The 21,290-nt window shown below is 52.5% G+C and carries 18 protein-coding genes; 5 read left to right on the top strand and 13 right to left on the bottom strand.

Features of this window, described 5'->3' with window-relative positions; all coding sequences use genetic code 11:
* The first annotated feature begins 71 nt into the window (after positions 1-71).
* Positions 72-704 carry a ferric reductase-like transmembrane domain-containing protein gene (locus tag AR688_RS03790; RefSeq protein ID WP_068229322.1) on the top strand — a complete coding sequence of 211 codons (633 nt, stop codon included), beginning with the start codon at positions 72-74 and terminating at the stop codon, positions 702-704.
* Positions 705-715: 11 nt separating this feature from the next.
* Positions 716-1,201: an HvfX family Cu-binding RiPP maturation protein gene (locus AR688_RS03785; RefSeq protein WP_068231146.1), complete on the top strand. Its 486-nt coding sequence runs from the start codon at positions 716-718 to the stop codon at positions 1,199-1,201.
* A gap of 74 nt (positions 1,202-1,275) precedes the next feature.
* On the opposite strand, the gene AR688_RS03780 is transcribed toward AR688_RS03785, so the two are convergent.
* The 3 genes from AR688_RS03780 to AR688_RS03770 form a co-directional block, all read right to left on the bottom strand.
* Positions 1,276-2,028: an HvfC family RiPP maturation protein gene (locus AR688_RS03780; protein ID WP_068229319.1), complete on the bottom strand. Its 753-nt coding sequence runs from the start codon at positions 2,026-2,028 to the stop codon at positions 1,276-1,278.
* On the bottom strand, positions 2,021-2,854 hold the full coding sequence (locus AR688_RS03775; protein ID WP_068229315.1) for an HvfB family MNIO-type RiPP peptide maturase: 834 nt from the start codon (positions 2,852-2,854) through the stop codon (positions 2,021-2,023). The genes AR688_RS03780 and AR688_RS03775 overlap by 8 nt, the downstream gene beginning before the upstream one ends.
* 74 nt (positions 2,855-2,928) lie before the next feature.
* Entirely contained in the window at positions 2,929-3,297 is a 369-nt protein-coding gene (locus AR688_RS03770) for an HvfA family oxazolone/thioamide-modified RiPP metallophore (protein ID WP_197412097.1), read from the bottom strand.
* A gap of 394 nt (positions 3,298-3,691) precedes the next feature.
* On the opposite strand from AR688_RS03770, the gene AR688_RS03765 reads away from it, so the two are divergent.
* On the top strand, positions 3,692-4,114 hold the full coding sequence (locus AR688_RS03765; protein ID WP_231731919.1) for an organic hydroperoxide resistance protein: 423 nt from the start codon (positions 3,692-3,694) through the stop codon (positions 4,112-4,114).
* 60 nt (positions 4,115-4,174) lie between these two features.
* Here the strand turns inward: AR688_RS03765 and AR688_RS03760 are convergent, their stop codons facing one another.
* Positions 4,175-5,089: a LysR family transcriptional regulator gene (locus tag AR688_RS03760; protein WP_068229307.1), complete on the bottom strand. Its 915-nt coding sequence runs from the start codon at positions 5,087-5,089 to the stop codon at positions 4,175-4,177.
* 142 nt (positions 5,090-5,231) lie between these two features.
* On the opposite strand from AR688_RS03760, the gene AR688_RS03755 reads away from it, so the two are divergent.
* Both AR688_RS03755 and AR688_RS03750 read left to right on the top strand, forming a co-directional pair.
* Entirely contained in the window at positions 5,232-5,975 is a 744-nt protein-coding gene (locus AR688_RS03755; RefSeq protein ID WP_068229305.1) for an SDR family NAD(P)-dependent oxidoreductase, read from the top strand.
* Between the two features lie 23 nt (positions 5,976-5,998).
* Positions 5,999-6,214: a 2-hydroxymuconate tautomerase family protein gene (locus AR688_RS03750; protein WP_068229302.1), complete on the top strand. Its 216-nt coding sequence runs from the start codon at positions 5,999-6,001 to the stop codon at positions 6,212-6,214.
* Between the two features lie 205 nt (positions 6,215-6,419).
* Here the strand turns inward: AR688_RS03750 and AR688_RS19825 are convergent, their stop codons facing one another.
* From AR688_RS19825 to AR688_RS03705, 9 genes are all read right to left on the bottom strand, one after another.
* Positions 6,420-7,487, bottom strand: a complete 1,068-nt coding sequence (locus tag AR688_RS19825; protein ID WP_082694665.1) for an eCIS core domain-containing protein — start codon at positions 7,485-7,487, stop codon at positions 6,420-6,422.
* Between the two features lie 73 nt (positions 7,488-7,560).
* The gene (locus AR688_RS03740; protein WP_068229299.1) at positions 7,561-9,321 is read right to left on the bottom strand and encodes a hypothetical protein; all 1,761 of its coding nucleotides are present in this window, start codon (positions 9,319-9,321) and stop codon (positions 7,561-7,563) included.
* Positions 9,318-10,688: an ATP-binding protein gene (locus tag AR688_RS03735; protein ID WP_068229296.1), complete on the bottom strand. Its 1,371-nt coding sequence runs from the start codon at positions 10,686-10,688 to the stop codon at positions 9,318-9,320. The genes AR688_RS03740 and AR688_RS03735 overlap by 4 nt, the downstream gene beginning before the upstream one ends.
* A complete protein-coding gene (locus AR688_RS03730; RefSeq protein WP_156420200.1) occupies positions 10,669-13,527 on the bottom strand; it encodes a contractile injection system tape measure protein in 2,859 nt (952 codons plus the stop codon). Before AR688_RS03730 ends, AR688_RS03735 begins: the two co-directional genes overlap by 20 nt.
* Positions 13,505-15,913 carry a hypothetical protein gene (locus tag AR688_RS03725; RefSeq protein WP_068229291.1) on the bottom strand — a complete coding sequence of 803 codons (2,409 nt, stop codon included), beginning with the start codon at positions 15,911-15,913 and terminating at the stop codon, positions 13,505-13,507. Before AR688_RS03725 ends, AR688_RS03730 begins: the two co-directional genes overlap by 23 nt.
* Positions 15,888-16,682 carry a hypothetical protein gene (locus tag AR688_RS03720; RefSeq protein ID WP_068229285.1) on the bottom strand — a complete coding sequence of 265 codons (795 nt, stop codon included), beginning with the start codon at positions 16,680-16,682 and terminating at the stop codon, positions 15,888-15,890. Before AR688_RS03720 ends, AR688_RS03725 begins: the two co-directional genes overlap by 26 nt.
* Positions 16,675-20,559: a hypothetical protein gene (locus tag AR688_RS03715; protein ID WP_068229282.1), complete on the bottom strand. Its 3,885-nt coding sequence runs from the start codon at positions 20,557-20,559 to the stop codon at positions 16,675-16,677. The genes AR688_RS03720 and AR688_RS03715 overlap by 8 nt, the downstream gene beginning before the upstream one ends.
* A complete protein-coding gene (locus AR688_RS03710; RefSeq protein WP_068229279.1) occupies positions 20,556-20,981 on the bottom strand; it encodes a GPW/gp25 family protein in 426 nt (141 codons plus the stop codon). The genes AR688_RS03715 and AR688_RS03710 overlap by 4 nt, the downstream gene beginning before the upstream one ends.
* Positions 20,982-21,281 carry a PAAR domain-containing protein gene (locus AR688_RS03705; RefSeq protein WP_068229277.1) on the bottom strand — a complete coding sequence of 100 codons (300 nt, stop codon included), beginning with the start codon at positions 21,279-21,281 and terminating at the stop codon, positions 20,982-20,984. It abuts the gene before it with no gap.
* Between the last annotated feature and the right edge of the window lie 9 nt (positions 21,282-21,290).

The raw sequence follows: 21,290 nt of genomic DNA, 5'->3' as shown, positions 1-21,290 counted from the left end.
CGACAGACAAAATGGACAGTGAAGCAGCTGCTGCATCCCGCCGGCCGCGCTTAACCTGAAGGATCCTGTCCATGACTTATCCCAACTCCGGGGCCGGCCTGCGTGGCTGGACGTTATTTTCGCTGCTGTCTTTAACTGTGCTGTTGTTTGCGACCAGTACCATGCTGTGGCATAGCGAGTTAGTGGAGGCATTACGCAGCGCTATTCGTGTCACCGCCCGAACCTCCTTTGCACTGTTTTTACTAACATTTTTAGCCTCTTCGCTGGCAACGCTGGTGCCAACCGGCCGCACCAAAGCGTTACTCCGGGAACGGCGGTTTCTCGGCTTGTCTTTCGCGTTTTCTCATCTGGTGCACGGCATTCTGATCCTGATTTATGCCAATATGTTTCCTGAAACCTTCTGGAATGGCCGCACCGCTGCCGCCAATATTCCCGGCTCTGTCGGCTATCTGTTTATTTTGTTGCTTGCCGTGACCTCTTTCCCTGTGATGGTCCGGCTATTGGGTTTCAGCGCCTGGAAACTGCTGCACTCAACCGGTAGCTGGGTTATCGCCGCTCTGTTTTGTTACTCGTTTTATAAACGTATTCCGCTGCACCCGTGGTACCTGATTGCGTTCAGCATCATGGTGTCGGCCATTGTGTTAAAGCTCACGGCAAAAGTAGCAGTACGTGCCCGTAAATCAGCAAAAATTGGAGCTGTGTGATGATTTATTCTGTGAATTCCCTGACAAAAACTTTATCTGCTTCGCTGAATTCAGTGGGGCTGTGGCTGGCCGATATTCCACTACGCCTGTTTCTGGTCTGGGAGTTTTTTGATGCAGGTCTTGAGAAATGGAATGGCGAGAACTGGTTTGCTCAAATCCAGTCAAACTTTCCTCTGCCGTTTAATCTGTTGCCGGTCAACCTGAACTGGCAGTTGTCGATGTGGGCGGAGTTAATAGCACCGGTTTTGATACTGCTTGGCTTTGGTACCCGTCTGGCAAGCCTCGTACTTATCGTACTGACTATAGTCGCGACCGCTGCCGTGCACTGGCCGGCGGAGTGGTCCAGCTTGTCAGAGCTGGCTATGGGCTACTCCATCAGCAATAAAGGCTATGGCAACTACAAATTACCGTTGATTTATATGGTCGGGTTATTTTTCCTGCTGCTCAAAGGCTCAGGCCGGTTAAGTGTGGATGCCCTGCTGCGTAAGCGCAGTTGATACTCAATTAATTGCTGTACTGCAGGTCGCAAAAGGGCTGAAATTATCTTCAGCCCTTTTTTATGCTTCAGTGTCTAGCCCGAAATAACTGCCTGCTGATGCAGCTGTTCCAGCAGCGCTTTGCCTGCAGGTAAAACCGCTTCCAGTGCGACCCCCATGCTATCTGCCAGTGCGGCCAGATGCTGTCGCCCTGTCCACTGCTGTTGCTGCACAGATATCAGCAGAGTATAAGCCAGAGGAGCCAAGCGGGAGAAGTGAACTTTATGGTCCGCTTTGCGCTGTGCCAGCAGCAAAGTTGGCTCTGGCAAAGGCGGCTCTGACAAATAACCAAGACCAATATCACAGACCGGCCACTGGTACGCTAAAGGCCAGGCCAATTCAGAGAGCACAAGCACAGTATCCAGCAGTTCAGTCTCTGGATTAACTGCAGAGTGCTGAGCATTGCTAAGCAGCAACACCGTCTCGACCTGCTCATAATGCGCAAGCTCGGCCAGCCACAGCGGTAGTTTTAAACGCTCAGCGACACCTTGTTCAGTCACACCCGGCTCCAGATAGAGCGCAAACTCAGAGGCAAGTTCGGTGAATAAAGGCGTTTGACTGCAGTAATGGGCATAAAAATCCTGCACCAGCCGATGCCAGTCGGCAGAGCCAAGGCTGGCACACAGCACCGGAAAGCCTGAGGCCAGCATGGCTTCGATGTTGCCATAAAACAAGCGGCGGTAAACCGCCAGACGCCGTGGCTCCATCCCTGGCGGGGCGGCAGAACCTGCAGGGTCGCGCACATAATGCGCCAGACAAAGTAATTGCTGCTCTAAGGTCTTATTCATGGCGGACTCCCTGCTGTTGCAACTGACGTATCTGTGATACCTCGCCCAATAGCTCTGACAAGGGCGGAAAGTTAAAGTCCCGTTCCAGCAACGACGGCACAGCCCCAAAGCGCTGATAAGCCTGACGCAGTAAACTCCAGACATCGTTTTTTACAGGCGCACCATGAGTGTCTATCTTCAAATCAGCTGCTTCGTCATAGTGACCCGCCACATGCATATACACCACCCGTTCAGCCGGAAGCGCCGCCAGATAAGCCGATGCGTCATAACGATGGTTGATGGAGTTCACATATAAATTATTGATATCAAGTAGCAAGTCACAATCGGCTTCGCTCATCACCGCCTTTAAGAACTCAATTTCAGCCAAAGCCTGAAAAGGCGCACCATAATAAGAGATATTCTCCACCGCAATACGTCGCCCAAGCACCTCCTGCACCTGACGAATACGCGCAGCCACATGCAAAACGGCTTCGTCCGTAAAGGGCAAGGGCAGTAAATCGTATAAATGGCCTTCATCGGAGCAATAGCTCAGATGCTCACTGAACAGAGGCACCTGATAACGGTCAAGAAAAGCACGGGTGCGTTGCAGTAACTGCATATCCAGTGGCGCAGGCCCCCCTAAGGACAAAGACAAGCCATGACAGCTCAGTGGAAAACGCTCCGCAAGGCTCATCAGCTGCTGGCCATAGGCACCACCGACATCTATCCAGTTCTCCGGCGCACATTCAAGAAAATCAACCGCATGGGTATCCATAGTCAGTAATTCAGGCAATAAACCCCGGCGTAAACCAAGGCCAGCACCTTGTAAAGCAGGACGTGTAGTCATCCGTTCTCTCCTCAAATAAAAAAGCCCCCGACAGCACAAGCATGGCGGAGGCCGTTCGCAGAACAACTGTTGAATTAGTTGGTCTGATTCAGGCTGGTAAACAAGTCTTTTGGCACTGCTTTGCCATTGCTCTCATACACAGTTTTCAGGTAGTTGTAGGCTTCCAGTTCAGAGATAAAGCCATCTTTATCGGTATCAATGGTATTAAAATCGCTGGCGCGGGTTGGGGCTACTGCCAGGAACTCTTTGCGTGAAACAAGAGCGTCACCATCGGTATCGGTGCTTGCAAAAGAGGCATCACCACATTTACCTTCGCCGCACTTTCCTTCCGTTGCCGCTACTTTAGTGTTGCTTTCTGCTGCACCACATTTGCCTTCGCCACATTTACCTTCACCCACTTTCACTAAAGTCGTCAGTTGGTAACCTTGAGGTAAAGAGTCCATTGCAAAAGCAGCGGAGCTCAGATTCACAGCACCCACTAAGGCAACTGCCATAAATCCTAAACGAGTTGTTTTTAAAGAGTGATTACGAGACATGTTGTTTCTCCAGATATGTAACGCGGCATGTCCGCGTGCTGATGCCAAGATGGCGTGTTGCCGAACAAACTCTGCTTGTTCGGGTAGAGCTATTAAGCCCTACGCTTGTATCCGCAACGTATCGGAGAAGCAGTGGATTTGTATCACTCTGTATCTGTAAGGCTGGCAACTACAAAACATTACATCAGAGCCTGATCGGGACATATCGCAAGTACATTGAAATGAAAAACTAACTCCTATCGGGTTGTGACAACCCGACAGCGCTTTTAATGCGCAAGCCACTCACCACTGAAAGGAAAGAATGATGATTACTGCAATTGAAAAAGTTGTTTACACCGGCAAAACGCACACCACCGGCGGTCGCAATGGCGAGTCTCACAGCTCTGATGGCCGCTTAGCGGTTAAACTGTCGGCCCCGGGCTCAGCAGGCCCCGGTACTAATCCGGAGCAGTTGTTGGCCGCTGGCTGGTCTGCCTGTTTTATTGGCGCCATGAGCAAAGCTGCAGCGGAGCTTAATCTTACGCTGCCTGCAGATACGGCTGTTGATGCAGAAATTGATTTGGGTTTAACAAACAATGCCTTCTTTTTGCAAGTACGGCTCAATATTAGCCTACCGGGGTTAGATCCTCTGCTGGCAAACCAACTCACCGAAAAAGCTCATCAGATTTGCCCCTACTCTAAAGCCACCCGCGATAATGTTGCTGTGACCCTGCGACTGCTTTAAGTCAACAAAGGCCCGGGCTACATCAGACGGGCCTTACACTCACTCGCCATCACGTGATGCTTATTGCTGTTGTAGCCGTGCCAACAGGAAATCAATAAACACCCGCAGCCTGAGCGGCACATGCCGGGCATGCGGATATAACAGATACACCGGCCGCGATGTGCCACTGTGCTGTGACAGCAACTCAACCAATTCGCCTTGCGCCAGCTCGCGTTCAAACATAAAACGGTATGTCTGAATAATACCGCCCCCTTGTTTTGCTAAAGTTACCACGCCCAATAAATCGTCACTGCAGTGATAACTGCCGCGGGTTTCTATCTCTACCTGCCGGCCGTTTTGCATAAATGGCCAGTTGATGGCTTTACCGGTGCTGGGTAACTCAAATTGCAGACAGTCATGTTGTTGTAACTCGTCCAGCCGGGTTGGCGTGCCGGCCCGGCGCAAGTACGACGGTGCTGCCACAGTTGCCAGTTCGGCATCTTCCAGTTTACGGGCGATCAGGCCGGAGTCTTTCGGATCGCGCATCCGAATGGCCAGATCAATATTGTCGGCTGCAAAATCAATATTGCGGTTACCCAGATGCAGATGAAACTGCACATCGGGATAAAGCAGCCTGAACTGCGGCAATAACGGCAGCAAGCGAAAATGCGCATAGGGCGTCGGCGCACTGAGCCGCAACATCCCAGCTGGCGCGACCTGCCCACCGCTGACTTCGCGCTCAGCTTCTGCCAACTGCGCCAGTGCATCGCGGCATTGCAGATAATAGCGCTGGCCGTTATCCGTTAGCCGGATTTGCCGGGTGGTACGGACAAACAGCCTGACGCCCAGCCGGTCTTCCAGCCTGGATATCGACCGGCTTACGGCGGCCGGTGTGATACCGGCATGAAGTGCCGCCTTAGTAAAACTGCCCGCCTCTACCGCCAGACAAAACAGCTCAATACCACTGTATTGTTTATCATCGAATATATGTGTCATCAGAGCGCTCCGCCCGCACCATTAGTTACATTATGTATCAAGTGATTCAACCATACCGATATTTATCGCGCCTTAAGTTAAAAGTAAAGTGGCGTTGCTGACCGGTTTTCGGTGCCAACATTTCAGCTACGAGGAGCAAAATATGCGCAACAGCAAACAGACCGTTATAGTAACAGGCGCTTCCAGCGGCATTGGTTTTGCCATTGCCCAAGCTTACTTACAACGTGGTGATAACGTGGTAGGCAATGCCCGCACGGCAGAGCGCTTAGCAGAGGCCGCAACCAGGCTGGGTAACCCGGCCAACTTTCTGGCCGTGGCCGGTGATATTGCCAAACCTGAGACAGCCAAAGCGTTATTCGACCAGGCGATTAAACACTTCGGCGGTGTCGATGTGCTGATTAATAATGCCGGTGTATTTATCGCCAAGCCGGTTAATCACTACACTGAAACCGACCTTAACGCCTTAGTTGCGACCAACCTGCAGGGCTTTTTCTACCCGGTGCAGCAAGCCGTCACCCATATGCAAGCTCATGGCGGCGGCCATATTGTTAGTATCACCGCCAATATCGGGCTGCAGCCTACCGCCAAACTGCCTGCTACCTTGCCGGTACTGATTAAAGGCGGTATTAATGCCGCCACACGCCATCTGGCGGTGGAGCTGGCACCGGCCAATATCCGCGTTAATGCGGTTGCGCCCGGCATTATTCAAACGCCGCTGCATGGCAGCTTTGCTGACTCTGAAGCGTTCTTGAATCAGCTGTCACCCAGCGGTAAAACCGGCACTGTGCAGGACATTGTCGCAGCCGTGTTGTACCTGACCGATTCTGCCTATGTCAGTGGTACTATTATGGCGGTTGACGGCGGCGCCGCGGCCGGTGTCTGGTAATTCATGGTTAAAGGAGCACAGCTATGCCATACGTTAATATCCGTGTCACTGAAGAAGGCGTAACAGCAGAGCAGAAACTGCAGTTAATTGAAGGTGTAACAGACTTACTCAGCGACGTGCTGGGTAAAGACCCGGCCACCACCTTTGTCATTATCGATGAGGTAAATACCGACAATTGGGGCCTGAACCGGGAAAACATCACCAGCCGCCGTCAGCGCGAAGCGGCGAAAAAAAACTGAGCAATAAGTAATTGCAATAAAAAGCCCGGCGTTGCAGCCGGGCTATATCATTCACCATGCCTGTACCGCTGCAGAATATCAGTTTGGCGCGCCATTTCAGCTACTCGGCCACGAGTATGAAGCGCACCAGACTCCGGCAGGTCATATACAAAAATTTGTTTACTGCTTTTGCAAAAAGCTAAGCTAGTTTGTCTAAAGTCGACTATCACACTGCAATAACACCTTTTTCAACAGCATTAACTATTGCGTTGTAGTTATTTTTAATAAAAGACTGCACACCAGCAGGTAGAGCTTCAAACTTAAATTTTATCTGCTGCTTTGATTTCTTATTTTTCCCCGGACCGACATTGCCAACTATATCGGTACCACTCCCTTCGAAATAGTAATGTGTTCTCCCGTCGGTATCACATGTAACATGTTTCGGTTCATTTTCATCTATATGATATTTTTTGCCATCGTAAGCAAAACATGGGTAGCCTCCCTCATTTACAACCAAAGTGCCGGCAACGACTTCTCTTTGTGCTACACAACCTGGCACCAGCCTACTGTGGACAGCAGACGATAATTGTGTGGTTACCTGAGCAGCGTTCAGCGCCTTTGCCCCCATCACATCAGCTTCATGCTCCAGGCCAGGATCGTCATTTATTGCTTCACCTTTTAGCTGGGTGGTGGCTTGTACCCGGCCCTGCTTTTGCTGCACTACATGCCAGGCTTCGTGTGGCAGATGTTGTTCCTGCCCCGGCGCTATATGGATATCGGAGCCCTGCGCATAGGCATGTGCCTGCATTTGTGCCGGTTTAGCCGAGTTGTAGTGCACTTTTACATCGTCCATCACGTAGCCGGACAAACTTTCAATGCCACTTTTTAACTGATCCGGCATACCGGTGTTATTAGCTGGTGCCGCATCTGCCTGACGCTGATTAACAGCGCCAGGCTCAAACTTTCCCTGTAACGGCTCCTCTTCATCCGGCTGCCGTTGCACTGTCGCATCAAACTTGCCTTGCATTAGCTCTTCGTCTTCCAGGCCCATCTTTTGCGCTGTTTCAAACTTGCCCTGCATAGGCTCTTCATCTTCCAGCGCAGCTTGCTGGCTTACCGTGCTTTCATCTGGCTTGTGCTGAATCAAAGCAGCTTTACTGTGTTTTAGCGCCTGCAGCTGGCGGGCCTGTTGTTGTTGCCGGCTACTTTGCTGTAAAGCAGCGCTGGCAGCACTGCCAGGCGCTGCAGCTACCGGTTGTTGTGATTGTGAGGTACGGCCAACAGCAAATTTCATGGTGGTTTCCTTAAGTTTGCAAAGCCTGTACTGCGGCTGCAGGTTAATAAAGTGTAGACGCTAATATTGTACGTTAGGGATAATGTTCCCGCTTTTGCTGTAAGCGGCGATATAACATCAGACCCAGCACGACAAATGCCAGCACAGCCACTAAAATCAGTGCCTGAAATTGATGCCAGTATGGGTCACAGGACAAAATCAGTAGTAATCCGATAGTAAATACACCGGGTACGCCATACAGCATAGCCGGATGCTCCAGCCAGCGTTGCAACGGGTAGTAAAACAACGTAGCCAGCAGATATAGCGCTGCCACCGCCAGCAGCAATAGCACCAGCACCAAACGCCAGAACCAGCGTTTAGGGCATACCCGGTCACATATCTGTTGCATATATTGCTGATAACCATAACTGTCCTGGATGGCAAAAGCTCGCTGCACTTCGGCATATTGGCTGCTGGTCAGCGGTAGGGTCCAAAAAGCCGCGCCGCTGAAATTCCAGTTGGCATAGGTTAAGTCATTGCGCAGATCCTGTGTGGCCAACTGGCCGCTTTGCTGTAGCGGTAAAACCTCAAACAGCGGCAGTATTTTTTCCAGCAGTAAGTTAGCTTTGTCGGTATCGGGCATTGCATCTATTGCGCTTTTTAACAACTTCATTTCACGGCGAAACGGATATTTGTCCTGCCCACTGGGCACGTGACTGCTTAATTTGGCTTCTATGCTATGGTCAAACTGCACCAGCAACAGGTTTACCAATGGCGCCAGTGCGGTTAGTTTGTCTGGTGCGTACAGCGTATCTGAGTTGTATAAGGTTAGTGCCGGCATGCTGTTGGCTATTTCTTCCGGTAACTTAGCACCGCTTAATACCGCTTTGGCCGGTACCTTTAAGTTAATAAAATACCCATCGGTATTGGTAGCCTGTGGCGGCAGCTTAAGATCAAGGCGCAGTTCACGTAAGAAAGTAATGAAATTTAACTGCTCTGCTGCCGTTAGCGCGGTTAAATCCAGATTAAAGGTAATGCCATCGGCCAGAGTGCGGCGCGAACTGGCACCAAAGCTCAGCCAGGGCTGCAGGTTATTCAGCGCAAAACCGGCCATCGGTGTGGTAAGTTCAGTCACTAATTGCTGACGCAAACGGTGCAGATCAACTTCCCGATAGCTGATACGGTCAAAAGCGGTAATCACGATATCCAGATAAGTATTGTGGGCCTGAGCGGTGTTGATAAAGTCATTAAAATGGCGGTTGTTGCGCCAGTTAGGTGGGCTTAACAGCTGATTGTCATCGCCCAGGGTAAACGAGTATAAGCCAATGCGGTTAAAAGCACTGAATGTAATCTGATTAGTGCCACTTTGCCAGTAAGGCACAAAACCATAGCTGAAATTGGTAAAGCGTTCCTGTTTAACAATTTCCGGCGCACAGCCACAGCGGGACGAGGGTTGTAAATTCAGCGGCAACGGTGCTTGCTCAGGCCAGTGGCCAGCTTTAAAGCTGTTGTTAAATACCAACTGGCGTAACTTTGCCTGCTCTGCAGCGTCAGGCGGCAAAGCGGTTTTATCAATGCTTGCAGCAAAACCGATGCTATCGAGCGCTACTGACATAATGCGCTGATTGCGAAAAATCTGCTGCTGTAACGTTTTCAGCTGCGCAAACTGAGCAGGTGGCAGACTGGCAAATTCGGCTTGCTGCTGCAAACGTGCCAAATCCTGCTCTGTCAGCTGGTAGTAACCAATAGCACTGACCGGAGCCGGGGTAGCTGCAGCCATAGCCGCACTTACCGGCAACACTAAGCTGCATACCACCAGCCATACAACAGTAAACAGGCGCAGTAACTGTGTCATACCATCATGCCCTCTTTGCGCCGCTCGCGGCTTATGCCTTGCAGTAAATCAGCTTGCGTCAGGGCTTTATCGTTGCGTAATAACGCAGCCACTGCGGCGTAACGCACTACGTTGGTCATAGCGCCGCCAGCCAGCTCAAATTCATGGGCCAGGTAATTCAGATCGACATCGCTGCTCAGTGCAACATGCTCTCCCAGAATATGCTGCCAAAGCCTTAAACGCTCAGAGATATCCGGTAACGGAAAGTACACCATCGATTGAAAACGGCGGGCAAAAGCTTCATCAATATTGGCTTTAAGGTTGCTGGCCAGCAGCACTACGCCCGGAAAGTCTTCAATGCGCTGCAGCAGGTAAGATACTTCCTGATTGGCGTATCTGTCGTTACTGCTGCTGGTTTGCGTACGTTTGCCAAATAACGCATCGGCCTCGTCGAAAAACAAAATCCAGTGTCGCGCCTGCGCCTGATCAAACACTGTGGCAAGGTTTTTTTCGGTTTCACCAATAAACTTGGATACCACGGCAGATAAATCTATCCGGTAAACATCGGCACCGGTTTGCTGGCCAATTAAGGTAGCGGTAAGGGTTTTACCGGTACCGGGCGGGCCATAAAACAACGCCCGGTAACCGGGTTTTATACTGCGGCCCAGTTGCCATTGCTGCATTACCGTATGCTGATGCTCTGCCCAGCCGATAACATGCTGCACCTCAGCCATTACTGCGGCCGGTAATACCAAATCCTGCCAGTTTAACGGCGTGGTAAGCAGCTTGGCCGGAAAGTGAATGTTGTAATCGGGCTTTTGTCTGGTACCACTACAAAACAGCTGCAAATATTCTGCACTAACCGTTAGCTGAGCGCTTAAAAAAGGCTCTTCTGCCACGTCGTGGCGCAGGCGGATAATATTTTCCCGGCACAGCAGTTGGTCTGGCTGCAGCAGTTGTATTACCTCCAACCGGGCAGATAAATCATTAGCGGCCAGCAAAAATGCTGCCGTTTGCGCACTGGGCAAAAACCCCTGATGCTGCTTACTGTTGCAGCCGCCAAATTCACTGAAATTACGCGCCAGGTTCTCATTACGGACAAAAAAGGTATCCAGTAATTGCGGCTGTAAATGTGGTGCCAGCGCCAGCAATAAGATCAGCCGCTGCGCCGCGCTCAGCTGTTGTTTAATAACAAAAGCGGCATAACTGCCCTGCGCAGCGTCCAGTTGTGGGGTTGGGGCCTGTTGCAGCATATTCAGCGGCTGTTGCTGAAAATAACTATGCAACCTAAGCTCAATACAACGCGCCAGCCAGTCCAGCTCCTGCTGCATGCAGGCGGCGTTATCAGGCGTTACGTCGTTTCTTAGTTTAACCGCGCCAGTGAACATACACTTCTCCTTGCATCCACGGATAACGGATCAGCGAATAGGACCACGGCAAGCCGTCGAGCAGCATATCGTAAGGCCCGCTGTCGAGTTGCAGTTGCCAGCCGGAGCCATTGCCAGCGCGCTCCAGTGTACCGCCACGCTGTAAAAAACATTCGCGCAACGTGGTTACTGAGCTGCTGGCCAGCTTTGGCCACTGTGCCAGTATGCCTGCCAGCAGGCTATCAGCCATGGCAAGTGCTTCGCCGTTCAGCTGTGGCACAAACCCTACCGGACAAGGCGGCTGTACGCCGCTTAGCAACATAGGCAACGGCCATTGCTGCCAGTAGTCCGGTACAAGTTCCGCCTGCCAGTGTCCTGTGGTCATATAGTGTAATAAAGCGCACGCCTGCCAGGCCTGTTCCGTGCTGGTAAACCGTTGCGCCGATACCCAACCCAGCCGCTGCAGTAACATCGGTATATAAGGCGCTGCCAGCACTATACCGGCGTTGGCAACCCAGTGTGTTTGTGCCTGTGCTTGCCCGCCAGTGGTATGCTCTTGTACTACACCCTCTACTACTACCGGTGGCAATGCCGATAACACCGCCAGGCCAGATGCCGCAGCCTTTGGCGCTAAGGCTAAAGCCGGCTGCGCTGCCGAAGTAGTTGTAGCGGCCATGCCAGCAAGTTGTACCTTTAACTGCTGTAGCAATTGTGGCCTGCTGCCCTGTGCCGAATTAGCGGTGTAATGTTGCAGTTGCTGCGCCAGTTGCTGCAACAGCGTGCGGCTGGCAGCACTGCCGGTTTCAGCCTCTAACCACTGCTGTAATTGGCTTATTAACAATGGCAATGTCAGTGGCTGGCGCTGCAGACTACATTGCAACAGTGGCTGCCAGCGCGCCTGTCGATATAATGGCAACGGCAGGCTGATACCACCTAACCCCCACTGCAGCAGGCTGGTATAAGGCTGCATACTGGCAAAGCTGGCAGGTTGTAACTGCTGAAACAACCGCTGCAAATGATCGTCAGACGCATACTGCACCAGGCGCGCTAATAACGAACTGCCAGACAACTGCTGGCGTAAACCGTCCAGCCACAGGGCATTGGGTTGCTGCAATAATTGGCGCAGCAGCAGGTTAAACTGCCGCTGCTGCGCCAGTGTAAGCTGGCCAAGTAATAACAACTGCTGCCACTGCCGCCATCGTCTGGCCTGATGCTGTAACGCGCTGCGCTGTGCTGGCCGCGCTGTGCCAACCTGAGGTAAGGCGGTTACCGGCTGTGCCAAACGATAACTAAAGTAACCCGGTAAGGCACTAAAGCTGTCGGCCAGGCCATCGGTTGCCAAAGATGCAGGCTCTGCAATACCCGCCAGCAACTCAGTCAGTTGCAGCAATAACGGGCTGTGCCAGGAAAACAGCTGGCGGCTGCGCTGTAATACCCGTTGCATATGCTGCACCAGGCTTTGTACCGACAAGTTGTCATGCGCGGCCATTTTGCGCAGCAAATAATGCAGGTAGCTGCGCCGGTTAAACTGGCTGCCACGCTCTACCAGCAAATAACTCAGGCTAAGCTGCCATAAATGGCGCTGGCGTTGCTGCAATGCTGCTGGCGGCAATGGCGCTGATTGAGATTGAGGCTGAGTTTTAACACTGCTTTGTACCACACTGAATAACTGCGGTTGTGCCATAAGTTGCAGCATAAACCGCTGCTCAGACGGCGCCAGAAGTTGCAACAGCTGCGCCAGCATGGCATGGTTTAAACCAAAGGCCAGCACCTGACATAAGTCGCTATGGCTGGCCAGTTGCCGCAGTATGGTTAGCAATTCAGCGCTATGTTGCAGGTACAAGGCCCAGTTTCGCTGCAAGGCTGTGTTGTCTGCCAAACGTAATGCCAATAGGAGTTGCTGATGCTGAGATACTGTTAAACCACCTTGTAGAACCTCTTTAGCAGAGGCTATTTTAATTACCCCCGGCGGCTGTAACGGAGCATCTGCCATACCGGTTAGTAACTCTGTCAGTTGCAGTAATAACGGGCTATGACGGGCAAACAGCTGACGGCTGTGCTGCAAAGTCAGCAACATATGCTGCACCAGGCTTTGCAGCGATAAATTGTCATGTGCGGCCATTTTACGCAGTAAATAATGCAGGTAACTGCGCCGGTTAAACTGGCTGCCGCGCTCTACCAGCAGGTAACTGAGGCTAAACTGCCATAAATGCCGCTGCCGTTGCTGCAGTGCCGGCGGTGGTAACGGTGCGGGCTGATATCGAAAATCCGCTTTGCTGCTGCCCGGCACCACACTGAATAACTGCGGCTGAGCCATCAGCTGCAGCATAAAGCGTTGCTCTGACGGCGCCAGCAACTGCAGCAGTTGCGCCAGCATGGCATCCGTTAAACCAAATGCCAGGGCCTGGCATACATTACTGTGGCTGGCCAGATACCGCAGTATGCTTAGCAATTGTGCCGCGTGCTGCAAATACAACGGCCAGTGTTGCTGTAATGCTTTACTGTCGGCCTGCTGTAACACCATGATCAGTTGCTGTTGTTGCGCAGCAGTTAAACCTGGCTGTTTCGTTACATCTGGCTGCGGCACAGCCGCTGGCAATAACAACCATAATTGCTGGCGCAGTGCTTCGCGAAAGCAATGCTGCAAAACATAGCGATCAGCAGGCAAATGCAGCGGCGGCAATTGCAGCTGAATTTCATCCAGCCGCACAGCCATACCGGTGTCAAACTCATCTAGTACCTGCTGGGCCAAAGGCAGCAGCTCGTCAACAAACAGCTGCTCGCCAGCTGCGTTAAACCACTGTGCCATCGTTGTTGAATGGCACTGAAAATCAAGCTCAACCTGCATCAGCTGGTGCATCGGCATCCTCCACAGGCTGGTTTAAGCGGTAAATAAACTGCGCCAGTGCCCGGCGTTGTTTATCCGCACCTTGCCGATCAGCTTTTAGCGCCGAGCGCCAGTATTTAAACAAGCGCTCAAACCGGTTCATTTGGGCAAAATCAAGAAAAAACACCCGGCAGTTTAAATGCGCCGGGCAGTTCATTTGCAGCGTTTCGCACACCAGTTGCTGAAAACCGGCATCGGCAAAACGTGCGGTCCAGGCCGGGCATAAGATACTGATATTGCCTGCATAAAATGGAGCAGGCAGTTCCGCATCGCTGTTTGCTGGCGGCAGCAATAACAGGTGTTCCATTACGTGCAGGCCTTCAGATGCACGGCTGACATAAGATAAAAACATCACCAGGCTGTTGGCCATAATTAATGCCCGGCGATAATAACGGTAACTGCCGACCAGCCACCATTCATCCTGCCTGCTATGTGGCACCTTAAGTAACACCTGATAGCGGTTTTGCTGCAGCAAAATACGGTAGTTGCTTAGCTGAATACCCGTTTGCAGCAAGATCTCAGGCAGGCAGTTACCATCAAAACAACAGGCGTCGTCCAGTTTACGCCGCAGCGCCTGGCTATCCGCGGCGTAGCGTAAACGCAGCGGTGGCACTTGCTGCAGCACCAGGGCGCTGCTGCTGGTTTCATCCAGATAAAGCTGCTGCAGCTGATCAGTATCACTACGCAGCCGCAACTTATGTTGCAGCACTGCCGTGGTTAATGACTGGGCCGTTTGCGCCAGATCCAGCACCAATGCCTGCTTGCGCACAAAGCCGCCCACTGCATCACGCCACAACGGCGCATGATGATCCGGCGCGGCTACACGATCCCGCGTCATCAGCACAATCTGCTGTAAATAACTGACTTTTTGCTGCAACCGCCTAAGTGCCGCTGACTGCGCTGTGTGGTAGTAATCAAAATGCTGCAGACTGTGCTGATGCAGGCTTTCACCATACAGCGCCAGCAAATAATCCAGCAGCCGGTGTTTACGCTGCAGCACATTGTCCAGCCGTTGGTAAAGTTGCGCCTGGGTGGTGTCCATTTGCTGGTATAACAACGCATCCAGATCGCGGATACCGGCATCTTGCAACGACTGATAATAATAACTTTGTGTAATATGCTGCGGTGAAAACAGTGCAGGCAACTGCTGCAACTGCGCGAGAAAATTAGCCAGTAACTGTTCAAATAACACTAAGTAGCCTTTTAGCTGCAACTGCCGCGGCGAACTTTGCGCCAGCGGCCGTTGCAAGCCGTAATTTTGCGGCAGCAGTGTCTGCAAGGAATGATAGCGCCCTAACGCCCGGTAACGGCCAGCCGGTGGCGGACACAGCGCTGCGATATCTGTTTGCCAGCGGCTGTATTGATGAAAACGCTTTTGCTGGTAACGCTGCACCACTGCCGGCCAGTCAATATTGATGCTCTTATTGCCCATACTCAGGCGTACCTGCGGTGGATGCGTAGCATCAGGCAAGGATAAATAATATACCGGTAAGCCTTGTTGCAATGGCAAATTATCGTAACAAGGGTTGCCCCCGCAGCGCAGATGAAACTGCCGCAGTTGCACTACGCCATCAATATGCTGCAGTGGCTGAAAAAAGTCGGTGATATGCAACTGGCGCTGTTCACTTTCACTATATTCCAGCACGCCGCCTGCGGTTAGCGGCCCGGTAAACAGCTGTTCATAATCAGCGCCCTGTGCCAGCAAATCGGTATAACTGCGCCGGGCACTGCTGCGCTGCAACAGCTGCTGGCAGCGGTAGTAAAATTCTGCCAGCAGCTCTACCGCATCTGCAGATGATTGCACATCCAGCTCTGCCACCGGCTCACAGTACAGCGGAGCAATAATATCTATCTGCCCCAGTTGCTCACCTAAATTGCGTTGTGCGCTGTAACAGCGCCTGATAGCGGCAATAAGGGGGGCCGTTGGCTCATCAGGTTGGGCTGCCACGGCAACAGCGCGGTATAAGCCCAATACAGCGCCGGGCAGTAAATAAATGTCGGCCAGCTGCGGCAGCTGATCCAACAGATAACGGCGGTAATCGGCAGCGGTGGTTGGCCTGCTGCTGAGAATTTGTTCTGGCGATACCAGGCCCAGGGCGGCAAAGTCTATTTTGCCATCCGGGCCACTGAGCAAATCAGCCATAGAAAAATTACAGCGGTACTGCAGCTCTGTCAGGCTGAAACATAATTGCTCCAGCAAGGTAATACCGGGGTCATGCAGGTTGTAGTCGGTCCAGCGTTTACCGGCCAGTTGCTGAATATCGGCCAGCGCTTGCTGTTTTAAGGCTGTAAAGCTGTCTTTCTCGTGCGTCTGGCGCCGCTTAATACTGTACTCAGCCACCGGTGCCTCCGCGGCCACTGGCAGGATCCTGCCAGCACTGGCTCATATCGGCGTCAAACCAGAGCTGGGTCAGGTAGTAGCTGATGCGAATATTAGCTCCCAGATCCGTGCGCGAGCGCAACTGCAAACAATAACCCTGCTCCAGCGCCTGCCAGCGTAAATCCAGCTTGCTGCTGCGTGACAAATAATACGCCTGCTGCACACGAATACGTTTTTTACGGTTGAGAAAATTAAACCACCAGCCACCCGGGTTATGCGTGTTAAGTGCCACTGCCTGCAACAAGGCATACTTGCCCGTGCCTTTATTACCGGTACCAGCCATTATTTCAAACGCCTGACAGCCCTGCAAAGGGCCACTGATATCATGCCACTGCCCGTTGGCCAGCACCTGGCGTTTACCGGTGGGTTGATACCCCTGCCGCCCCTGCTGCGTGATCACACCGGCAACCTCAAGCGTGCTGGCAGGATTAGCGGTGCCAATCCCCAGCCGTTGCTGGGGTGTCAGGGTTAGCAGGGCTTGATCAACATGCTTAAATTGCAGCGCATTGCTGCGCTCGTCAAAGCTGATACTCCACACCGGCTGCTCGCTGAGGTTATCGCGGAAAAAACTGAGTAACTCGGTGTGTTTACCCAGCACCGTGATTTCAAAACCATAACGGGCCGATTTATCAAAACCGTCTTCCAGTGTATTTAATGACGAGTCAATCAGATCAGAAAATTCCTGCGCCGAAGGCATAGCGCCATCGCGGAAAAAGTTTTTCAGCGTATTACGGTTACGTTTAGCCATCGCGTGCTTCCTGCTGAATAATAAAGGTATGGCCAATTTCCAGTTCGCTAACTCCGGTGCGCTGCGCCAGTTCAGGTTTAGGCACTGCCAGCACGCGTAAACTGTGCTGCCGCGCCGGTGTTAGTAAATTCCAGGGCCGCACCGGCTGTAATACCAGTTGTTCGGTATGCTGGTAGCTGGCACTGTCCTGTAACTGATACTGACGGCTGCCATACTGGCTGATATGCAGCAGAGAAAAGTCTGTCACGTAGTCAACGTAAGGTTGTTGCTGAATAAAAGATTGCACTAACTGTGGCCTTAACTGCCAGCCAAAGCGCGCATCCAGCCCCTGTTCATGCCACGGGCAAAGATAGTCAGAAAGGGCCTGCTGCAGGCGCTGCAAGCCGTCGCCACTGTGTAAGGACTGATTAAGCTGCACAGCACAGCGTACCTGTAACTGTTCAAAACCGGGATTCGCCACTTCGATGCTGGCAAAAGGCGATGCCAGCGCTGCGACATAGTGTTTAATCTGGCGTAGCAACTCGCCACTAACCAGGCTGCGCTGGCAAGCCTGATGCTGACAGCCCGGCGGTTTTGCCACCACAATAAGCAACAGCCGGCCGCTCATAAGGCTGTTTTGCTCCAGCGCGGCATTAGGGAAACACTTTACCTTAGCCAACTGCGGAAAAGCCTGCAGCACCAGGCGTTCAAAATCCCATGCTGTGCTGGCGCGTTGCTTGTGGCTTAAGCGTTCGGCAATACGCTGCACTCTGGCTACGCTGCTTTCCTCACGCGGGGTTTGTTGTAAAACGGGCAAATAACCGCTAACCGTAATACCTGCCTGCTTGCTTTGCAGCGCCCACTGCAAGGCACTGTGGCTTAGCATAGCGGCATCGGGCAATGGCTCTGTTGCCAGTAATTGCACGGCATTTGGCATAATGCGCCTCAGGTTGCCATAGCGCCGGCTTTGCCCGGCGCAGCACAGCCGTAACCAGGCCTGTCCCGAGGGCATTAACTGATGCTGTTGTTGCAGGGCATGCGGCAATTGCAATATCACAGCACCACTTGATGTCAGGCCACGGCTGCTATCTGTCAGCAGCGCCTGATCGGTGAAATCCAGCCATTCATCATCATGCAGATACTGCCAGCGCAGCGCATTTTCCGGTACGGTATTGCTGCTGCCGCTGGCGGGTTCAATATCAAATAACAAACTAAGCTGGCCGCTAACACTGGCCCCGGTTAAACCAATAAACACATAAGCCTGATGCGCAAAATGTGGCAATAGCCGCACAGCATCACGCCGGGCGCTGGGGTAGCTTTGGCGCTGGCCAAACGGATACAACTGCAGCAAGCGATCACGGTTGCCACTGGCGGGATCACGGCTGGTATGAATATCGCAATAAGCGCTGTAACTTACACTTAGCAGTTGCAACAGCGGCGCATAGGGCGGCTGCGGCAATGGCCGCGGTTTTTTGTGCTTAGCGTTATAAAGCAGGGTTTCACTCAGGGCTGTGCTATAACGGCCATGGCCAAAACCGCTGACCGGCTGGCTAAGGCTAAGGCGGAAAAAGCCCTGACTGGCGGCAGGATGATACGGTTGGGCAGCCTGTGCCGCCGTTAACCTGAAACCACTGACAGCACTGAAAACCAGTTGCTGCTTAGGCTGCACCGGAGCATGGCTGTGCGCTGCAGCAAACAGGCAAAACTCGGCCTGGTGTTGATAATCTTCAGTTACCTCTTGCCAGCGGCCCTGATCCAACAACGCCAGCCGGGCCTTAAAACTGTAGTTGCTGATATCTTCACCGTATGCCACATAATGGCCGGCCAGCCCTTCGCTGGCAACCGGCAGTTCAGCCCAGTCCAGTTCAAGTTCAAGCTGCTGTAAATGTTTGTGTTGCCAGTCACTGTGGTTAAACAACAGATAACTGCCTGGCAGTGGTACCGGGCCAAACGGCCAAAACGGTTTAGTGGCATCCAGTGGCCCCAGCTGATTACTCAGGTTAAGGCTGCGGGCATTTTTTACGCTTACTTCAAGCCGGCATTGCGCAATGTCAAACTGGCTGCACAGCGAGTAACCGCACAGCTTCGCCATGGGGTTTAATGTCAGACGCATACTGGCGTCAGTGTCGTTAAAAGCACATATCGCGGCAAAGCTGCTGCTAAGCTGACAACGTAACTGCAGCCCCAGTGTAGCCGGGCCCAGCGGCTGGATAGAATATTCAGCCACACTGACAAAACCAGTGGCGGTAGATAGCGATAATAAAAATAAGTCGCTGCAGTAACGGTAAAACACCGTCATCCTGTCGTCACTCAGCAATTGCTGCACACACTGGTAACTTTGCACATTGCCATTTTGCAGTGCCAGCAGCTCAGCTTTCGCCAACACCGCCTGGCTGTCTTTTGCGCTTAACCAGTTGTCGGGGCCAAACAGATAGTAACTAAACAACATCCCGAACAAGCGGCTGAACTCTGGCTGTTGTTCGGTACGCAGCAGCAACAGCAGCAGTACCTGCTGATAAAACGCCAGCCAGCGCGCTGCCACCGGCATTACCGGTAAATCTGGCAGGCTGCTGGCAAGCACAGTAGCATCCTGCTGCAACTGTGATGGCAATATTGCATAGTCCAGCGTGGTTAAAATTATCGCCAACGCCTGCTGTAAACGTTGCGGCCAGCTGTAATCTGCCCGCTGCAGCAACTCAGTTAACCTGGCAGCCAGTTGCTGCGGCGGCGTTAAGCGCAGTTGCAGCTCTATACAGCGCTCGCCCTCGCTCAGCTGCAAAGTAGGCGACACTATGGCGAACCCCGGCATACGGGGTATGTCGTCATTCGCCACAAACAGCGCCCGCCCGCCGGATGCATCAATACTGGCGCCACTGCTGTAAATACGGCTGACAAAACCCAGTTCCTGTTCGGGTGAAATACGTTTACTGCTGAGCAAACTCAAACTGTATAGCTGTTGCACCTGCACGGCCTGCAGGTATTGTGGAGCGGTAGTATGAAACAACAGCGGCGTACCGTCGGCTGTTTTACCGGCACTAAAACGGGTGTTGGCTGGCAATAATACTGCAGTTGCCGCAGGTTGCAGGCTAAGCCAGATACTTTGCGCTATCGGTTTACGCCAGGGCATTTTCAGGCAGTCATCATAGTAAAATGCCAGATGACGCTCAGTTAACTGGTTTAGCTGGTGCTGGTTGCCCTGATACAAGCGTAAAAATGCCAGAAACAGTGCCAACGCCGGCTCATTTTGCTGTGAACGCAATAACTGGTTAAGTTGCCCGGCGGTTTCCTGCTGCAAATAGCGGCATAGTTGCAAGCTACCTGCCGCACTGCGTTGTAGCGCTTCATCCACACTGCATGTTGCAGCACTTGCCGGCGCAAACTGCAGCAACGCAGTAAAGTCTGCCGTGCCGGGCAGGCTTGCTGTGGCTTGCTGTAACAACGGCAAATAAGGCGCCAATTGGGTTTGCCAGCTGCTGTGTAATTTGTCGGCCAGTATCACGGCAGATTCAGAGCCCAGTTGCAGCAATTGGTGATACCACTGGTGATATTGCTGTAGCAGCGTCATTACAAAATTAAATTGCCTCAGCGGCGTTTGTTGCTGCAGTATTTCCAAGTCCTGTTGCAGCCGGTTTGCATCCAGTGCGGCTATCTGTGCCAGAATGGCCGGTTCGCTGCGGCTAAATAGTTGGCGCCAGTTGCCCTGCGTACTGCCGTCCAGATCAACAAAGCGAATATTCTCTGCCAGCCCGGCGGCAAGGCTCAGCAACTGGTTAAAATTCAGCGTGTCGGGCTGAAAATAATCGCTTTGCAGCGGCGCATAACGCTGCTCACTTTGTGCCGTGCCATCAGCATGAAACAATGCCGGCCAGTGTGCATATGAGCTTAGGCCGACTGTCACTGCGCCACCTCTGTGCCTTCAAGTAAGTAAAACGGATACACCATATTGTGCCGGCTGTTAGTGCCGCGGATCTGATAACTTAGCTGCAGCATTAACACACCATCAAAAATCTGCTGCAAATCTGGCGTTACCTGCAGTAGCTGAATACGCGGCTCAAAAAACAGCACCGCATGGCTGATGGCATCAATAATATTGGCCAGTGCATGCTCATCCAGAGTGCTAAATACATAGCGCTGCAAGGAACAGCCATATTCCGGCTGCATTACCCGCTCACCGGGGCGGGTAGAAAACAAAATGCGCAGGCTTTGCTCTATATCCTGCTGATCTGTCACCATTTCGCTGTGGCAACTGCCACGGCCAAAACCGGGCGGAAAAGCCCAGCCAATGCCTAAAAATGCGTTATCCGGTTGCTCGGCGCTCATTTAGCCTCCTATCATCACGGTGGGCGCACCCATGATTACTGCACCGCCATGAGCACAGGTATCACCGAGCCGGGCGGCCGGTTTACCGCCAATCATTACTGTGGCAGAACCTTTAATAATGCTATCTGGCGGGCCCACGCACACGCAGCTGTCACCCAATACGGCTGCGGGCAGTTTTTCAATCAGCACTGTGGGTACTCCTGGCCCAATCACCGGGCCACCGACATGCGGGATCGGCGGCAGGCCGGGCGTTTGCATCGGGCACTGGTGCATATCGGTTAAACGCGCTGCTGGTGGCATACAAAGCTC

The sequence above is a fragment of the Rheinheimera sp. EpRS3 genome (genome assembly GCF_001513785.1).
Lineage (GTDB): Bacteria > Pseudomonadota > Gammaproteobacteria > Enterobacterales > Alteromonadaceae > Alishewanella.
The sequence above is the reverse complement of the archived record's forward strand: the minus strand, read 5'-3'. Positions and strand labels throughout refer to the sequence as shown.